Annotated in this window: 13 protein-coding genes and 2 pseudogenes; 6 read left to right on the top strand and 9 right to left on the bottom strand. The window is 69.7% G+C overall.

The genetic code is table 11. From position 1 onward, the window contains the following. Positions 1-27: 27 nt before the first annotated feature. Positions 28-2,496 carry an excinuclease ABC subunit UvrA gene (gene uvrA, locus ACFYR3_RS29605; RefSeq protein WP_389285149.1) on the bottom strand — a complete coding sequence of 823 codons (2,469 nt, stop codon included), beginning with the start codon at positions 2,494-2,496 and terminating at the stop codon, positions 28-30. 542 nt (positions 2,497-3,038) lie between these two features. Here uvrA and ACFYR3_RS29600 point away from each other — a divergent pair. After that, positions 3,039-4,160: a hypothetical protein gene (locus ACFYR3_RS29600; RefSeq protein ID WP_389285148.1), complete on the top strand. Its 1,122-nt coding sequence runs from the start codon at positions 3,039-3,041 to the stop codon at positions 4,158-4,160. 55 nt (positions 4,161-4,215) lie between these two features. Then, on the top strand, positions 4,216-5,496 hold the full coding sequence (locus tag ACFYR3_RS29595; RefSeq protein WP_389285147.1) for an IS701 family transposase: 1,281 nt from the start codon (positions 4,216-4,218) through the stop codon (positions 5,494-5,496). Positions 5,497-5,842: 346 nt separating this feature from the next. Here ACFYR3_RS29595 and ACFYR3_RS29590 read toward each other — a convergent pair whose 3' ends face one another. Then, entirely contained in the window at positions 5,843-6,349 is a 507-nt protein-coding gene (locus ACFYR3_RS29590; protein WP_389285146.1) for a winged helix-turn-helix transcriptional regulator, read from the bottom strand. A 108-nt stretch (positions 6,350-6,457) separates the two neighbouring features. On the opposite strand from ACFYR3_RS29590, the gene ACFYR3_RS29585 reads away from it, so the two are divergent. After that, entirely contained in the window at positions 6,458-7,243 is a 786-nt protein-coding gene (locus ACFYR3_RS29585; protein WP_355848078.1) for an SDR family oxidoreductase, read from the top strand. Between the two features lie 25 nt (positions 7,244-7,268). After that, a complete protein-coding gene (locus tag ACFYR3_RS29580) occupies positions 7,269-7,628 on the top strand; it encodes a nuclear transport factor 2 family protein (protein WP_355848081.1) in 360 nt (119 codons plus the stop codon). Between the two features lie 83 nt (positions 7,629-7,711). On the opposite strand, the pseudogene ACFYR3_RS29575 reads toward ACFYR3_RS29580, so the two are convergent. Continuing rightward, a pseudogene (locus ACFYR3_RS29575) lies at positions 7,712-8,392 on the bottom strand (transposase). Positions 8,393-8,814: 422 nt separating this feature from the next. Between ACFYR3_RS29575 and ACFYR3_RS29570 the strand changes: the two are divergent. Further along, positions 8,815-9,990 (top strand): glutathione-independent formaldehyde dehydrogenase, encoded by a 1,176-nt coding sequence (locus tag ACFYR3_RS29570; protein WP_355857756.1) that lies wholly within the window; start codon positions 8,815-8,817, stop codon positions 9,988-9,990. A 277-nt stretch (positions 9,991-10,267) separates the two neighbouring features. Further along, positions 10,268-12,445, top strand: a complete 2,178-nt coding sequence (locus tag ACFYR3_RS29565; protein ID WP_355857759.1) for an FUSC family protein — start codon at positions 10,268-10,270, stop codon at positions 12,443-12,445. Between the two features lie 97 nt (positions 12,446-12,542). On the opposite strand, the gene ACFYR3_RS29560 is transcribed toward ACFYR3_RS29565, so the two are convergent. The 6 genes and pseudogenes from ACFYR3_RS29560 to ACFYR3_RS29535 form a co-directional block, all read right to left on the bottom strand. Continuing rightward, on the bottom strand, positions 12,543-13,103 hold the full coding sequence (locus ACFYR3_RS29560) for a DNA starvation/stationary phase protection protein (protein WP_355857762.1): 561 nt from the start codon (positions 13,101-13,103) through the stop codon (positions 12,543-12,545). A 115-nt stretch (positions 13,104-13,218) separates the two neighbouring features. After that, the gene (locus tag ACFYR3_RS29555) at positions 13,219-13,728 is read right to left on the bottom strand and encodes a hypothetical protein (RefSeq protein WP_389285217.1); all 510 of its coding nucleotides are present in this window, start codon (positions 13,726-13,728) and stop codon (positions 13,219-13,221) included. 23 nt (positions 13,729-13,751) lie between these two features. Beyond that, positions 13,752-13,937: pseudogene (locus tag ACFYR3_RS29550) on the bottom strand (glycosyltransferase family 2 protein); the annotation flags it as partial. A 62-nt stretch (positions 13,938-13,999) separates the two neighbouring features. Next, the gene (locus ACFYR3_RS29545) at positions 14,000-14,614 is read right to left on the bottom strand and encodes an SAM-dependent methyltransferase (protein WP_355857768.1); all 615 of its coding nucleotides are present in this window, start codon (positions 14,612-14,614) and stop codon (positions 14,000-14,002) included. Continuing rightward, positions 14,611-15,384 carry a PIG-L family deacetylase gene (locus ACFYR3_RS29540; RefSeq protein WP_355857771.1) on the bottom strand — a complete coding sequence of 258 codons (774 nt, stop codon included), beginning with the start codon at positions 15,382-15,384 and terminating at the stop codon, positions 14,611-14,613. Before ACFYR3_RS29540 ends, ACFYR3_RS29545 begins: the two co-directional genes overlap by 4 nt. Beyond that, positions 15,381-16,385 carry an acyl-CoA dehydrogenase gene (locus tag ACFYR3_RS29535; protein ID WP_389285145.1) on the bottom strand — a complete coding sequence of 335 codons (1,005 nt, stop codon included), beginning with the start codon at positions 16,383-16,385 and terminating at the stop codon, positions 15,381-15,383. The genes ACFYR3_RS29540 and ACFYR3_RS29535 overlap by 4 nt, the downstream gene beginning before the upstream one ends. Positions 16,386-17,358: the final 973 nt, after the last annotated feature.

The following is a 17,358-nucleotide window of genomic DNA, read 5'->3' as shown; positions in this document are numbered from 1 at the left end:
ACCGGTGCTCAGCCCCTCGCCCCGTCGTCATGAGCGCGCGAGCCGGGCCGCGAGATAGGGCGCGGTGGCGCTGCGGCGGGCCCTCGCCACCTTGGCCGGCGGGCCCGCCGCGACCACCCGCCCGCCCGCGTCGCCGCCGCCCGGCCCGAGGTCGATGACCCAGTCGGCGGTGGCGATCGTGTCCAGGTCGTGCTCGACGAGGACGACCGTGTTGCCGGCGTCGACGAGCCGGTGCAGCTGTCGCAGCAGCAGCGCGATGTCCGAGGGGTGCAGCCCCGCCGTCGGCTCGTCGAGCAGGTAGAGCGCGTGACCGCGGCGGGCTCGCTGGAGTTCGGTGGCCAGTTTGATGCGTTGCGCCTCACCACCGCTGAGTTCCGTCGCGGGCTGCCCCAGCCGCAGATACCCCAGTCCCACCTCGCGCAACGTCTCCAGACTGCGGGAGGCGGCCGGGACGGCGGACAGGAACTCGGCGGCGGCGTCGACGGACAGCGCCAGCACTTCCGCGATGTTCTTGTCGCGGTAGGTGACTGCCAGCGTTTCGGCGTTGTACCGGGCGCCATGGCAGGTCGGGCACGGCGCGTAGGTGCCGGGCAGGAACAGCAGTTCCACCGCGACGAATCCTTCGCCCTGGCAGGTCTCGCACCGCCCTTCGGGCACGTTGAAGGAGAACCTTCCGGCCGAGTAGCCCCGCGCCCTGGCCTCGTCCGTCGCCGCGTACAGCTTGCGCACCGCGTCGAACATCCCCGTGTACGTGGCCAGGTTGGACCGGGGAGTTCGGCCGATGGGCCGTTGGTCGACCCGGACCAGCCGGTCGAACGACTCCACCCCCGACGCGTCCTGGACGTCGACCTCCAGCTGCGCCTCGTCGGGCTCCTCGGGTACGAGTCCGAGGTGGCCGCGGACGACCTCGGCGAGCACCTGCGTCACCAGCGTCGACTTTCCGGAACCGGACACGCCCGTCACCGCCGTCAGTACGCAGAGCGGTACGTCGACGGACACGTCGTGCAGATTGTGGCGGGAGACGCCGCTCAGGTGCAGCCAGCCGTGCGGTGTGCGCGGGCGGTGATCGAGCGGCTGGGCGCGCCCGAACAGGTACTGGCTCGTGGCCGACTCCCCGACCCGCTCAAGACCGGCGACCGGGCCGCTGTACAGCACGCGTCCGCCGCCCTCACCCGCGCCGGGGCCGATGTCGACCACCCAGTCCGCCCGCCGTACGACGTCCATGTCGTGCTCCACGACGAACAGCGAGTTGCCCGCCGCCTTGAGGCGGTCCAGCACGTCCAGCAGCGGTTCCGCGTCAGCCGGGTGCAGGCCCGCGGAGGGTTCGTCGAGGACGTAGACGACGCCGAACAGCCCCGAGCGCAGCTGGGTGGCGATCCGCAGACGCTGCGCCTCGCCGGGCGACAGGGTCGTCGAGCGGCGCCCGAGGCTGAGATATCCGAGGCCCAGGTCGAGCAGTACGTCGACCCGCGCGACCAGATCGCCGCAGATCCGGACCGCGACCTCGGTCGTCTCCCCGGATCGGGCGGTCGACGTGGTGGCATCGGCCTCGGACCGCCCCGCGACGGGCCGCAGCAGCGCCACGACCTCGGTGAGCGGCATCGCGTTGATCTGGGCGATGGAACGTCCGGCGAAGGTCACGGCGAGCGCCTCGGGCCGCAGTCCGCTGCCGTGGCACTCGGGGCAGGGCACACTCCTGACGAACCGGAGCGCCCGCTCGCGCATCTTCTCGCTCTTGGAGTCGGCGAGGACGTGGATGACGTGCTTGCGGGCGCTCCAGAACTTGCCCTGGTAGCCGTAGTCGACGCGGTCCTCCTCCGGCTCGATGTACACGGAGGGCTGCTCGTCCGAGTACAGCAGCCAGTCCCGGTCCTTCTTCCTGAGCCTGCGCCACGGTCGGTCGATGTCGATCCCCAGGCCGCTCACGACACTGCGCAGGTTGGCGCCCTGCCAGGCGCCCGGCCAGGCGGCGATCGCCCCCTCGCGGATGCTCAGCGAGGGGTCCGGGACGAGCAGGTCCTCGGTGACGTCATGCACGACGCCCAGTCCGTGGCACTCCGGGCAGGCCCCGGCCGCGGTGTTGGGCGAGAACGACTCGGCCTCCAGCCGTGCGGCCCGGGGCGGATAGGTGCCGGCGCGGGAGTACAGCATGCGCAGCAGATTGGACAGCGTGGTGATGGTGCCGACCGTCGAGCGCGAGCTGGGCGACCCGCGCCGCTGCTGCAGCGCCACGGCCGGTGGCAGTCCGGTGATTTCCTGCACGTGCGGTGCGCCGACCTGCTGCAACAGCCTTCGGGCGTACGGTGCTACGGACTCGAAGTAGCGTCGCTGGGCCTCCGCGTAGAGGGTGCCGAACGCGAGCGAGGACTTGCCCGAACCGGAGACGCCGGTGAAGGCGACCATCGCGTCCCGCGGAACGTCGACATCGATGTTCTTCAGGTTGTTCTCACTGGCGCCCCGGACATGCACGAAGGGGTCGGTCGCGTCCTTGTCCACCGTTCCTGATTACCTGATCGCGCCGGGAACCGCGCGACAGGCGCCGTCACGGGGCCCCGCTCACACGAGCCTCCGGGTGGCCCCTGCGGCCGGTGAGGGTGCCATGGCTATCCGCCTCGTGCACGAGCACCGGGACAGGCGGGCCGTAGAGAGGCACTCGGCATCGTGCTGGTGTCGGACGAGGGGACGCAACGACGGCAGTGTGAGCAGGAACGCCGCAGCGACATGGACGAGCAGGAACAGCGCGGCGTAGAGGAAGTGATGCCCGTGAAGGTGATCACGGTGACGAGGTTGCACAGGAGGCGGCCCTGTTGCCGATCGATCTCGTCGCGGTGCCCGGGGTGGCGCGGAACTGGTGTTCGCGGTGGCGCACGCAACCGTGGCCCGGTGGTGGAGCAGGCCCTGTGCGGGGAGGACGAGGAGACCTGACCGTACCGCCTGCACCTGCTGGCAGGGGCCAGCGTGTCACGCGGCGTGGGCGATACCTCGGGGGCATCCTGTGGGCACGGGCGATCGCGGGGGGCAGCCGACGAGAAGGAGTCATGCGGGTGTCGTCTCAGGGCGCTACGGTCGTGGCTCTCCTGGCGGATCCGGACGCGCCCACGGAGATCGCGCAGCGCATGGCCCGGACACTTCCTGCTCGGCTCGCCGACAGGTCAGGCCAGGGACGACGGTTCGACGTCGAGGTGGTCAGTGAGCCCTTCACCGCAGGGACCGAGGACCCGCCCACCTTGATGCGCCGGATCATGGACCGCGGAAGAGCGGAGAGTTGGGACATCGTCGTGGCCCTCACCGACCTTCCGCTGCACTCACACGGGCGTAAGCTCGTTGTGGATCTGAGTCACGAACACGGCTTGGCCCTGCTGTCTCTTCCTCCGCTGGGGGGCTTGCGTCTGCAGACGAGAGCCCGGCGGGCCGTGGAGGAAGCCGTGCTCAGCTTGGCGGGGCCGCGGGCCACCGGGGCTGAGGGACCTCCGCCGGGTCAGCCGCTGTTGGGGCCCTTCGTCAGTCGCCTCGCGCCTATTCACCCGGGCCAGGTCGGTGTGGAGGAGGCCGCTGATCTTCGGTACGTCGTCAGCGGACCGCGCGGTTACCTGAGGGTGCTCGTCGGTATGGTCCGCGCCAACCGGCCGTGGCGCTTGGTGCCGGGCTTGTCGAAAGCCCTGGCGGCCGCACTCGCCACGGGAGCAGCCGCCACGGTGAACTCCACCATCTGGAACCTGGCCGAGTCCCTGAGCGCGCCACGCCTCGCGATCGCCACGGTCGGGTCCGTCGCGCTCATGATCGGCTGGCTGATCGTGGACGCGCAGCTGTGGCATCGATCAGCGGAGGCCTCGCGGGAGGCGAGGCAGAGGGCGAGGCTCTACAACGCCTCGACGGTCATGACCGTGGGTATCGGGGTGCTCGTCTGCTACGCGGGTTTGATCGTCATCAACTTGGTGTGGGCCCTGTTCATCCTCAACGGCCAGGTGTTCGCCTCCACGACACGAACCCCGCTGCACGCCGCGGAATACTGGACGTTGTCCTGGTTCGTCGCTTCGGTCGCCACGGTGGGCGGCGCACTGGGATCGGGCTTGGAGAGCGACGAGGCGATCCGGGCGGCCGCCTACTCCAAGCGCGAACAGGAGCGCCGCCAAATGCTCCAGGACAACGACGGCGACTAGTAGTAGGACTCCGTTAGGTCTTCCTGTTAGTGCTGATCAAGAGCATGTTGGATGTGTGGATGCACATGAAGTGAACCGTGTCCGGGCGACGTTGGCGTTGTTCATCGCTGATGTGTTCGCCTCGGTGCCGCGCAAGGACCAGCGGGCCAAGGGCGACTGCTACTTGCGGGGGTTGATGCTGGACGGCCGCCGCAAGTCGATCCAGGCGATGGCCTCACGGCTGCCGGACGGCAACGAGCAGAATCTGCAGCAGTTCGTGAACCAGTCCACCTGGGACCCGGTACCGGTGCAGCGGCGGATCAACGAACGCATGTTGCCGCTGATCGACCCGGCAGCCTGGGTGATCGACGATGTGTCGGTGCCCAAAGACGGTCAGATGTCGGTCGGTGTTGCTCCGCAGTACTGCGGAGCCTTGGGTAAACGAGCCAACTGCCAGGTCTCCGTCAGTGTGCACGCCGCGAGTGACACCGCTTCCTGCCCGCTGCAATGGCGGCTGTTCCTGCCCGCGGAATGGGCCTCGGACAGCCACCGTCGGGCCAGGACCGTCATCCCGCCCGAGGCCACGCATCGGGAGAAATGGCGCCTGGCCCTGGACATGCTCGACACGCTCGCCGACTGGGGGATGACGCCGCCGGCCGTGGTCGCCGATGCCGCTTACGGCACCAACGCACACCTGCGGGCCGCGTTGTCCGATCGCCGCATCGCTTACGTCCTGGCCGTCCGCTCGGACGTGACCGCCCACCCGTTCGACGCGAAACCCGTGGCCCCGGACCGCAACGGCGCCATCGGCTGCTGGCCCCAGCCCCGCTACCGGAATCCCGCACCGTCGCTGTCGGCCCTTGCCGCCGGCCTCGACCCAGAGGCCTTCACCACCCTCACCTGGCGGCACGGCTCACGAGGGGAGTTACGATCCCGTTTTGCCGCAGTGCGTGTCCGGCCCGCCGGCAAGGCGGTCGAGCGACCGATCCGGGCCGCGGCATCGGCCGAACAGGGCTGGTGGGACGGGGTCCTTCCGGACTGCTGGCTGCTGGTTGAATGGCCCGAGGACGCCGAGGCCCCCACCGATTACTGGCTGTCCAACCTGCCGGCCGGCACCTCGATCACCGATCTGGTCCGTCTGGCCAAGGTCCGCTGGCGCATCGAGCACGACTACCGCGAGCTCAAACACGGCCTGGGCCTGGGCCACTTCGAAGGCCGTTCCTGGCCCGGCTGGCACCACCACGTCACCCTAGTGACCGCCGCCCATGCCTTCCTCACCGAACAGCGCCTGTCCCCAAAAGTTCCCGGGCCGGTCTCACCCTCTATCAGGTCCTCGACTCCCTCCAGAACACGCTGAGGTGCTGGACAGGCATCTGCACCACCTGCCATCAGCCCCTGACCAGCAGGACCCCGGGATCGAGACAGACCTAACGGAGTCCTAGTAGTGCTGTGACCGAGAAGGTTCACCAGGTTGGGCCGCGCTGATGGCTCCCTCCGACTCAGATGGGATCCGGGGGCGCAGCCCGCGATGGCGATTCTTGGAAAACGACCGACGTTGCCCCTCGCCTCACTTGATCTAGTTATCAACGGCTCGGGACGATTGGGGTGCGTGATACTGCCGGCGATTCGGTGTTTCCTGGTCGATCAGGTATGAGGTGCGTCCGGCACTGCGCGCGGCTGTTCGGCGCTGGCTTGGCCCAGCCTTACACCTCCGCGGGGGTGGTCGGTCGTGTCGCGTATCGGTGGCGCATGGCGTCGCTGGCCGCAGGACCTGCGGTGAAGACGTAGGTGTCGCTGTCGTCGAGTCGGCGGCCGGTCTTGGCGTCAACGACGACGGGCTCGACTTCCTCGCCGCTGTGCGCGTCGATGAGGATCATGCTGCGTTCGGCCGGTGTGAGGCGGGAGTTGCCCCACGCGGCCAGGGCGACGACCACCGGTCGGAGGGAGCTCCCGAGTTCGGTGAGGACGTACTCGTGGCGTACGGGGTTGGTCTGGTAGGGCCGGCGCTCCAGCAGTCCGTCGGCGACGAGGGTTTTCAGCCGGGTGGTGAGCATGCTGGAGGAGATACCCAGACTCTCCTGGAATTGGTCGAAGCGCGTGTAGCCGTCGAAAGCGTCGTGGAGGATCAGCAGCGTCCACCACTCGCCTACGTGTTCCACCGTTGTGGACAGCGGGCACTCCCGGTCCTCCAGCCTGATGCGGCTTGCCATCGCGACCATCCCCTCGGTTACTGCTAAAGTCGAAGTTAGTGGCTTCTATTTTAGCAGTAATGACGGGAGCGGTGCCTTCTTCGCCCGCACCCGGGAACGGAGCACACCGTGACCACATCCATCAGCGAATCCCTCGAAGACCGACGCGCTCTGGTCACCGGCGGTACCAAGGGCACCGGAGCCGCCATCGCCCGACGTCTCACCCAGGCCGGCGCGACCGTGCTGGTCACGGCCCGCAGCCGCCCCGCCGACGTCGAGGAGAAGGCGTTCATCAAAGCCGACCTGTCCACCGCCCAGGGCGCAGCCCACGTTGCCGCCGAGGTGGACGCCCGCGTGGGAGGCGTCGACGTCCTGGTCAACACCCTCGGCGGGTCCGAGGCGCCGGCCGGAGGGTTCGCAGCGCTCGGCGAGGACGACTGGGCCAGGGAGCTGAACACAAACCTGCTGGCCGCCGTCCGCCTGGACCGCGCACTCCTGCCGCACATGATCGCCACAGGCAAGGGCGTGATCGTGCACGTCACCTCTATCCAGCGCCGCATGCCGCTGTGGAACGGAACCCTGGCCTACGCATCCGCCAAGGCCGCCCTGACCACCTACAGCAAGGGCCTGGCCAACGAGGTCGCCCCGCACGGCGTCCGCGTCAACACCGTCTCGCCCGGTTTTGTGCAGACCTCGGCCGCCGACAACCTCGTCGCCCGGATCGCCCACGACGCAGACATCACGCAAGAAGCGGCGTTGGGCCGGCTCATGGACTCCCTGGGCGGCATCCCGCTGGGCCGTCCCAACCGGCCCGAGGAAGTCGCCGAGCTCGTCGCCTTCCTCGTCTCCGACCGCGCCTCGGCCATCGTCGGCGCCGAACACGTCATCGACGGCGGCACCACCCCCACCGTCTGAACCCGCCACCACCCCAAGGAGCGTCATGCACGACAACCAGCCCCGAACCAGCACCCCGGACACCCTGCCCGAGGTGATCACCCGCTACCTGACAGCGCACCGCGCCCGCGACACCGCAACCGCAATCACGGCGTTCACCCGCGAAGCCACAGTGACCGACGACGGCAACACCTACGAGGGCATCGAGGCGATCGGAAAGTGGCTCAACCGATCGGCCACCGAATTCACGTACAGCATCCACCTCACCGGCACCCAGCAGACCGACGCAACCCGCTACATCGCCACCCACCACCTCGAGGGCAACTTCCCTGGCGGGACCATCGATCTGCGTTACCAGTTCACACTCCGCGACGGCCTCATCGAACGCCTCGTCATCGAACCCTGAGGCCCTGCCGGCGCCACCCGTTGCGGCCTCAGGCGAGAAGCCCCGCTCGCCCCGCAATCTCGGTGACTCACCTTCCTGCCAGGTCAGGCCGCCAATTGCCGTGGCCGTCCGCCCCAGCGGATGCCTTTCTCGCAGGGGATGCGGGCGCGTTCCTTGCGTTCGGCGGCCAACACATCGCGGTGGCGAGCGTTGGCGTTGCGCCACCGGAGGCAGGCGTGCAGGGCCCGGGTCTGCACGGTGTGGTTCGGGTGATTGGAGTTGGCGATGGTGAACTGCCGCAGTGGTCCGAAGGCTCCTTCCACGTCTTGGTCCGCTGGAAGGTAACGCCGCGGCGGGCGAGCAGGCCACGTAAGTTTTCGCGGCCGATGAGGATCACACGGCGCCTGGGCTTTCCGCAGGTAGGCGACGAGTTTGCGCAGTGACCAGCGGGTGAAGGGCTGACCGAGCTTGGTCGGGCGGGTGGTGGCCGTCGCAATGACGAAGTTCTCGTCGTCAGGGCTGAGCCGGCGGGGACGGCCTCCCGCCCACTTAGGGTCCAGGCAGGCCAGGCCGATCTCGTTGAACCGGTGGATCACATCCCGGACGGTGCCGTCGTCTGCCTGCACCAACTGGGCAATCACCGGCACGCGGTTCCCGCCGGCCGACGCCAGCAGCATCATCGCGCGCCGGTAGCGCACCGCGTGGGTGCTGCCACGCCGCACAATCTGCTGCAGCTTCTGCCCTTCCTGGTCGGTCAGTCTGCGCATACGGACACGCTCGGCCACTGCGCCTCCAGCGGTCGGATCGAACGTCACCGCACATCCAACCGTCACGATCACCAAACCGGCGAACCTATGCGGTCACAGCACCAGCTGGTGACCCGAGTCGGAGATTCGTTGGGGGGCTGGTGGTTGGTGGTCGTCGATGGCTGGCGGTCGTCCGCGTACGAAGATTCCGCTGATCGATCGGTGCGAGTCTGTTTCGCGTCAAGGGCCTACGGGGACTCGGAAGGCACGCTGCCGGAGGGCCGACGCTCCGCCGGACAGGCCCACGGCGGCACCGCCGTTCCACCTGGACCGGGTGAACGGCCCACAGAGGCATGCCGGAGCCATTGACCCCGTCGCACCAACTCCCGGGAGTCAGGCTCGGTAGGCCGTCCCCATCGCACCCGTGCTGCGGTCATGCCGCGGCACCGAAGGAAGCGATCATGAAAGCAGCGGTATATGAAGGTCCGCGAACCGTCACGGTGAAGGACGTACCGGACGCGAAGATCGAACACCCCTGCGACATCATCGTCAAGATCACCACTACCAACATCTGCGGTTCGGACCTGCACATGTACGAGGGCCGCACCTCGTTCGAGTCCGGCCGCACCCTGGGACACGAGAACATGGGTCAGGTCGTGGAGGTCGGCCCGGCCGTCCGCAAGGTCCAGGTCGGCGAGTATGTGGTCCTGCCCTTCAACATCGCCTGCGGCTTCTGCAAGCAGTGCGAGCAGGGCCTGACCAGCTACTGCCTGACCATGCAGCCGGAACCGGCCCTCGCCGGAGCCGCCTACGGGTTCGCCGAAATGGGCCCCTACCAGGGCGGCCAGGCGGAACTGCTGCGCGTGCCCTACGGCGACTTCAACGCGCTGCGTCTGGGGGAGGACGCCGCCGACCGGCAGACCGACTACGTGATGCTCGCCGACATCTTCCCCACCGGGTATCACGCCACCGAGATGGCCCACGTCAAACCTGGCGACCAGACGATCGTCCTCGGGGCCGGTCCCGTCGGGCTGATGGCGGCCTACTCCGCCCTCCTCAAGGGCGCCGGCCGCGTGTGGGTGGCCGACCACCAGCCCGACCGGCTGCGCAAGGCGGAGGAGATCGGGGCCATCCCGATCAACACCGCCGAGCAGAATCCGGCGGAGGTCGTCAAGGAGGCCACCCTCGGTCTGGGCGCCGACAACGGCTGTGAGTGCGTCGGCTACCAGGCACACGACCCCGAGGGACATGAGGACGCCAGCCTCACGCTCAACGCACTGATCGACTCGGTCAGGTTCACGGGCGACATCGGCGTGGTGGGCGTGTTCCTGCCCGAGGACCCCGGCGGCGCGGAGGCCCAGGGGGAGCTGGAGGCGCGGGGCAAGGTCCCGATCGACTTCGGCATGATGTGGTTCAAGGGCCAGCGCATGGGCACCGGGCAGGCGCCGGTGAAGAGGTACAACCGGGCGCTGCGGGATCTGATCGCCGGCGGGAAGGCAACGCCGAGCTTCGTCGTCTCCCACGAACTCAGTCTGGACGAGGCCCCCACCGCCTACGAGCACTTCGACGCCCGTGACGAGGGCTGGATCAAGGTGGTCCTGCACCCGAACGGACACGGGAACGGCCACAAGCGATAAGGAATCCGAAGGGCCACCGTCCCGCCCGTCCTCCGGCCGGGGCTGGGGGCAATCGCCCGTGCTCCGGTCGGACCTGAACCTACGGCGATTGCCCGCGCTCCGGCCCGGCAGGACGGACGGCGGACGCTCAGCAGTGTCCGCAGTGGCTGCACCCCGTCCAGCGGCTGCGGCCGCCGGCCTGTTCGCCGGGCGGGTGGGAGGCTTCCCTGCCCGACGGCTGCCGCACCTCAACCAGGCCGATGCGACCCGGCAAGGTGTTCCGGCTAGGCTCACACCCGTGAGGTGGCTGCGGGCCTTCGGAGAGGTCGTGCGATCCGGGCTCACGATCGAGGAGACGCGGCTGGAGCCCCTGCTCGCGCTGCGCACGGCCGCTGGGGTGGCGATCGTGGTCGGGCCGGCGCTGTGGCTCGTCTCCCCTGCGTATGCCGCGTCCGCCGCCCTCGGTGCCTACTCCGCGGGTGGGGCCACCTTCCAGCGCACCTGGCGTCCACGCAAGGTGATCGCGCTCGGCGCGGGCGCGGGTCTGGCGCTCAGCACCTTCGTGGGCTACCTGGCGGCGGGACGACTCGTGACGTTCCTCCCACTGCTGGCCCTATGGGCCTTCGCCGCGGGGATGGCGTGGGCCGTCGGATCGACCGCTGGGATCGTCGCAGCGACGACGGTCGGCAGCATGCTGGTGACCATCACCCTGCCCACGAGCGTCGGGCGAGCCCTGGAGCACGCCGGGGTCATCGCGCTCGGGGGCGTGGTGCAAGCCGTGCTGATCTTACTGTTCCCGATCCGCCGTTGGGGGGCGCATCGCGACGCGCTCGCCGACGCCCTGGCCGCCGTGGCGGACTACGCCCGCCGACTGCGGCACGACCCGACCGCCCCGTTCGACCCGGAGCCGTTGATGACGGCCCGGGACGCGGCCGCCGTGACGCCGTCACAGGCCCGCACCCGTCCCCCCGCCCTGCACGGCCCCCGGGGACTCGCCGAGCGTATTCGGCCGGTCGTCGCCGCGCTCGCCGACCCGGACGTCGGCGCCCCGGCGGAGGGACCCGGGAGGGACCGCGCGCGGGAGTTGCTCGACGCGGCCGCCGACGTCCTGGATGCGGCCGCCCGTTCGATCCGCCGCGGCAGTCCCGCCGAGGTGCGGCCCGGGAGCACGGACGTCCTGCGTGTCGACGAGGAGCACGAGGTGCTGGAGGGCCCCGCGCGGCAGGCCGCCGAGCGGCTCGTGGAACTGCTCGGCGAGGCGTTGGAGATCGCCGGGAGCGGCGGCGCACGCGGATGGACGCCTACGCCGCCCGGCCCCGCCGGCGCCGAGTTCCTGGTGCGCCCGACAATGCTCCGGCTGGTCCCGGTCGTCGTCCGGGCGGTCCGCCGTGAGCTCCGCCGGGACTCGCCCGTGTTCCGACACGCCGTCCGCCTGGCGGCGGTGGCCACGCTCGGCTATCTGATCGCCGCCCGGCTGCCCCTGGGCCACAGCTACTGGGCGCCCATCGCCTCGGTGATGGTGATGCGGCCGGACTTCCACCGGACGTACGCGCGCGCGGTGGCCCGTTTCGCCGGGACCCTGGCAGGGGTCGCGCTCGCCACCGGGATGGTGCGGGCCCTGGGCCCGGACGCCGACGTGTTCGGCGCGCTGGCGGTGATCTCGGCAGGCCTGTCGTACACGCTGATCCGTACGGGCTACGCCTACTCCCAGTGCTTCACTGCCGCGTACGTCGTCTTCCTGCTCGGCATGGGCGGCCAGACGTGGGAGCAGACGGTCCCGGAGCGGGTGGTGCTCACCCTGCTCGGCGGGGCCCTGGCAATGCTGGCCTACGTGGTGTTCCCCGCGTGGGAGACGCCCCGGCTGCCGGGCCGGCTTGCGGACTGGCTCGCCGCCAACGGCCGCTACGCGGCCGCGGTGCTCCGCAGCTACGCCGAACCGACCCGGGAGCATCACGCCGACATGCGCAGGGCACTGCTGGCGAGCAGGGATGCACGTGCCGCCTGGCAGGAGACATACGACCGGGCAAGGCAGGAACCGGTCCGCCCCAGGGGTCTGACGTCGCGTGAGGCGGAGGAGGCGCAAGAGGCACTGAAGGGGTTCGGCCGGGCGGTGATGCTCATGGAGAGCCACGTCCCGCGGGCCGACAGCCGTTTCGTCCCCGAGGCGGAGCGGTTCGCCGAGGCCCTGGAGACGGACACCGCGAAGGCAGCAGTCGACGTGCGCGACCACAGGAATCCAGACTGGGGGCGTGTGGAGGAGGCGCTCCACGCGTGGGAGGACGCTGCCGCCGGCAACCGGAGCCCGGTCGTGCGGCGCGAGGCGGAACTGCAGAAGCGGGCCTTGGAAGACCTCGCGACGGCCGTGAGTCGCACACCCCTGGAACGGGACGTCGGCTCTGCTCGCGAGGAGCAGCGGGGGCGGGCTGCCGTGGCAGCGGAAGGTGACCGATCAGGCACCGCGCACCGGGGTGGGTGACGAAGTCGGCCATGGGGAAGTCCGCGCCTCGATTGCGCGCCGGATCCCGCTCGTGTGATCCGGGTGCCAACCGTTCACGCCGCCTCTGCTGTCGATGTCACTGGTTCATGACCTGCTGGGCGGCTTCCGTCTCGGTGGTGGCATCGGCTGTGGTGAGCGTGCCGCCTGCGGTCTCCAGATGCGCCCGGACGAACCACTGGAACTGCTCCAGGTCGCGCAGTTGCTCGATCAGCAGGTCCTCGGTGGCCGGGTCGATCTCCCCCACTGTCTTCACCGCGGCGCGCAGGTCCTCGATCAGTCCGGTGTACACGAGGTCGAGCGCGCCGAGGTGGGCGATGGCGTCGGCGCGGCCGACGCTGTAGTCCTTCCAGGTTCGCTCTTCGACCAGCACACCCGGGGTGCCGTGGGCAATGCCTCCCAGGGCGGCGAGGCGCTCGGCGACGTCGTCTGCCATGGCGCGAACGCGGTCGACCTGCGGGTCGAGCATCTCGTGCACGGCGATGAAATGCGGGCCCACCACGTTCCAGTGGACGTGCTTGAGGGTGAGGTGGAGATCGTTGAGGGTATGCAGGCGCTGCTGGAGCACCTCGATGAGCGAGCCGGCGTCCTGCACGGTGAGGCCCGGGACGGTGTAGCGGGGGGTGACCTCGGAAGGCATGGCCAGGTCTCCTGTTCTCGTGCGGTTTGCCCCCTCCCGGTACCCGTGATCGAAGGACACAACCACCGCAGCCTCCTCCGGACCGGACAGCCCTCCCGCCTCCCCGGACTGCGCGTCAAACTGGGTACCTGATGTCAGACCGGCTTCGCCGGGCCCAGCGGGAACCGCGGTGAAGAACGGAATCGGGGCTATGCGGTGCGGGATGCAGGGAGGCGAGGAGATCCGCCAGGCCGCCGGGAGCCCGTCCGCGCAGGCGGGCCGCGGTGCGCACGGCATGCTGGTCGGTACGGGCAATCTGGTAGCCGGCCGCGAACAGCCGGGCCGCGAGGTCGCGGTCTTCGCCGGTAGGCAGGGGTGCGAAGCCGCCCACCCGCAGGTAAGCGGCGGCGGACACGCCCAGGTTGGCTCCGTGGACGTGCGGATGCTCCCATATCGGCTCCGTCTCCTCGAGCGGACGGGTGCCGAAGTACTCGGCGTCGTGACGGGCCACACGAAAGGCACCGGCCGTGATGGGGGCGAGGCGGATGGTGCCCAGAACGGCGTCGTAGCCCCGCCGCACCCAGGCGACCTGGTGAGTGAGCCACAGGCCGGCACCGTGGTGTCGGCGTCCGTCATGGCCAGCCATACCTCCGGGCCGGCATCTGCCAGCAGCTTCAGGGCGTGGTCGATGCCGACCGCCCGTGCGGCTCCGACATTGCGGCTCGGGGTATTGACGACGTGGGCTCCGGCGCGGGCGGCCAGAGTCGCTGTGGCGTCCGTGCAGGCATCCGCCGCCACCACGATCACGACGGGCATCGGCGCCACGTGCTCTACGGCCGCGTGCACGCTGCGCATACAGGCATGTATGCGGTGTTCCTCGTTGTGTGCCGGGATGACGACAGCGAGGGCTGCGGGGGTCACGCCAGACCCTCCGCGCGGGCCGGGGACAGCACCGGGCCCGAGCCTGGGCGGTGTTCGTGGACGGTGAGGGTGAAGTCCGGATCGTCGTAGCGGGCGAGGCGGCTCAGGCCTGTCAGGGTGTCCAGGCGGTCGGCGACGTCGCGGCCTGTGCAGGTGTGCTCGGCCACCGGGTGGTTCCAGTGCACCGTGACCAGGTGACCGCCCTCCCCCAGGCTCTCCGCACTTCGCTCGAGCAGCCGTGTACGGGTGCTGGGATCGAAGTAGTAGAGGAGTTCCGACAGCACGATCAGATCGAAGGAATCCTGGGGCCACTGCTCTGGCACGATCATCCGTTTCACGGTGACGTGCTCCGAAGCGGAGGTGCGTCGAGTCGCGGCTTCGACGGCCGCGGCGACGCGGTCGGTGGAGAGCAGCTGATCGCATCGGGCAGCCAGGAGTTCGCTCAGTACGCCCACCGAGCAGCCCGGCTCGAAGGCCCGCAAGTAGCGGGGGCGGGGCAGGGCCGCCACGGTGAGGTTGTACTTGCGGCGGTCGTACCACCGTTCCCCGAGATGCCAGGGGTCGACGGCGCGGGCGTACTGCTCGTCGAAGTAGCCGGCGGGGGTGTTCAACGCAGCACCGTCTCGAAGGTGCGGGTGTGGTGGGCGATCTCCTGCGCCGGCAATACCGGCCCGACGCCGCAGCCGCGGGGCTCCAGTTGGCTGGTGAACCGTGACAGCGCTGCCTTCTTACGGTCGACCGCCCTCTGGGCCAGAGGAAGAACACAGGCCCGGTTCCACGGCACACGGGGGTCGCAGGGACGAGCCCAGTGCCACATCCACACGGGGTAGAACCACACCGGCGTGGAGCGGTCGCGGCCGACACGTTCGGCGGCTCGGCCGGCGGCCTCGTGGTCACTGTGGAGGTCGCCCACCCACGGCGCCACACACACCGCAGCCCCGACGGCGTCCAGCACTTCGCCGATCACGGCTTGCGCCCGGGTCTCGTGCTCGTGGAGGCCCGTGTCGGGCAGAGCGGCATGCACCGGGGCGGGCAGGTCCCCGAGTTCGCCCAGCGCTGCGGCCAGTTCGCCACGGCGGCGGGCGGCCAACTGTTTCCGGGCCGACGGCGACGCAGGGCCGTGGGATGCCTCCCCGTCGCTCAGGCACACCGTGTGGACCGCCACAGCGGCGTCGAGAAGGGTGGCCATGGCACCGCCGAATCCCAGAACCTCGTCGTCCGGGTGAGCCGCCACGACGACCACGGGGCCTGTCGGAAGCATCAGGTGGGGCAGATGGTCCGGCAGTCGCGCCGCCTGCCACTCCGCCTCGTCGGTGCCCGGCGAGTCGATCGCCGCGGCGGCGGCCAGTCTCGCGGCGTCAGCGGTCTCCAACGAGCTCATCGGGTCGCCTCCGCCGGGTCTGCCGTCACCAGGCGGCCGAGTTCGGCCAGGTCCGCCTCCGCGTGGTGCTGGCGCAGGTAGACCGTCAGGTCCGCAACCGCGCGAGCGTGCCGTTCGTCGTGGCACAAAGGCCCGGCACCCGTGGCACGCCCCACGTGGTCGAGTACCTCGGTGCACACCTTTTCGGCGAGGGCCCGCACGCGCAGGCTGCGCACCCGCGCTTCGTCGTGTGCGTCGAGAGGATCGGCGTCGATGTCCTCACCCGCTTGCCGCAGCATCGCGCCGGCCGTGTGCAGCAGCGCATCCACCGCTCCGAGGTGGGCGGCCGCGTGCGCGTTCAAGCGTCCAGCCGCGCCTCGCTCGTACAACGGCGCGGCGACGGCGTGGGCACCGCCCAGCCAGCAGGCCGCGACACCGATTCCACCGTGCTGGAAACCGGGCCGCTCCAGATAGCCCTCCACCCCGCCGACGGCCTTCGCGGGTACATCCGTGAAGGACATCTCCAGGCTGTCGCTCCCGGCCATACCGATCGCCGGCCACGTCCCTTCCACCGGCTGCGCGCCCGGGTGGTCCAGCGCGACGGCGAACAGCCGGTAGCCGTCCTCGGCGTCCGCGCTCAGCAGAGCGTGGGTGCAGGCGTGGGCACCGGAGCAGTAGGGCTTCACGCCACTGAGCTTCCACCCCCGATCGGTGCGTGTCGCGTGCGTGCCGGGACCCGGTGGGCGCGCGGCCCACACTGCCCACCGCTCCCCTTGGGCGGGCAGGCGGTGGTGGTCCAGCTCGTGCAGGATCGCCGCAGCGTCCAGGTGCCCCTCGGCGAGCCGTGCAAGCGACAGGTCCCGCCGCCCCAGGGCCATGAGGACGGCGAAGCGGCGGGCCGTCGAGCGGCCTGGCAGCGGCACGCTCGGGGCCTCGCGCTCGACGAAGTCGGCGAACAGATCCGCCGTGCGCAGTTGCGGGGTGCGGAGGTGATCAGGCGACTCGGGGGGCGTGACAATCACGCGGACCTCCTGCATGCATCGTCGAAGAGCGTCAGCTGGCGTCTGGGTATCCGTAAGTTTCTGCTCAAAACACGCAACACAGCCGGTCCAGGAGCTGACGGCATACGGTTCGGCCTGGCTGCGCAGGGGTGCCCGGAGCGCGGCGCACCGTTGCCGCTCGAAGCGGATTACCTCACTACAGGACTCACCGAAATCTATGTTGGTCGGAGTAGACATTGGGAGATCGCCTGGATATGGTTTCTCTCGTAGCCAGGAAGATCGCAGGGCCGGGCAGAGATGAACTGCCTGGAAGCAGGACGTAGTTGCAGTGCGCATCGCGGTGCGGTGGTGGAGTTGCGAAGCCAGGGTTGTTGCAGGACGGCGACGGGACTGACGACCGGACCGGGCGGCCCGCAGTGATCAGGGGCCGCCGTGAGCAGGACCGCAGTGGCAGTACCCGCAGTGAGAGTCAGTAGTTCCCCGGTAAATGGCGTCGGCTGCGGGCGCGCGTGCCGGGAAGTTCGGCAGTGGGGTTCCAAGCCAGAGCAGATGCACGACGGGCGACGGGGCTGGCTGCCGAAGCGTGGCGCTCCCCCAGGCCACCAGCAGTACGCGTCACCCGCAGTACAGAGCAGTGCGCAGTCCCCATGAGTAAGTGTTGATCAGAGGGAAGAACGGAGGAATCTCGCGCCATCAGGATCGCCCGGGCGGAATGGCTGAGCCCGGGTACCGCAGGACATCGATAGTGAGGTGGTCTCCGGTCAAGCAACCGCGATCCCCGCGCACCCGACAGCATCACGGTCGGATCCGCGGAAACAGAAGGTCGGCCAAGTTCTAGGGCCGGCAGATGGTGTGCAGTTCCTTCGGGGCCCTGGTGCCGGTACGGCACCAGGGCCCCTTGTCAACGGCCACTGAGATGCCCAGGTGGGTGGCCGTTGGATGACCAGGCTGGTGGCCATCAGAAACCCAGGTGTGTGGCCAGTGGTGTTCCTGG

The sequence above is a fragment of the Streptomyces sp. NPDC005784 genome, assembly GCF_042871525.1.
Taxonomy (GTDB): Bacteria; Actinomycetota; Actinomycetes; order Streptomycetales; family Streptomycetaceae; genus Streptomyces.
This window is presented reverse-complemented; position numbering and strand designations above follow the sequence as displayed.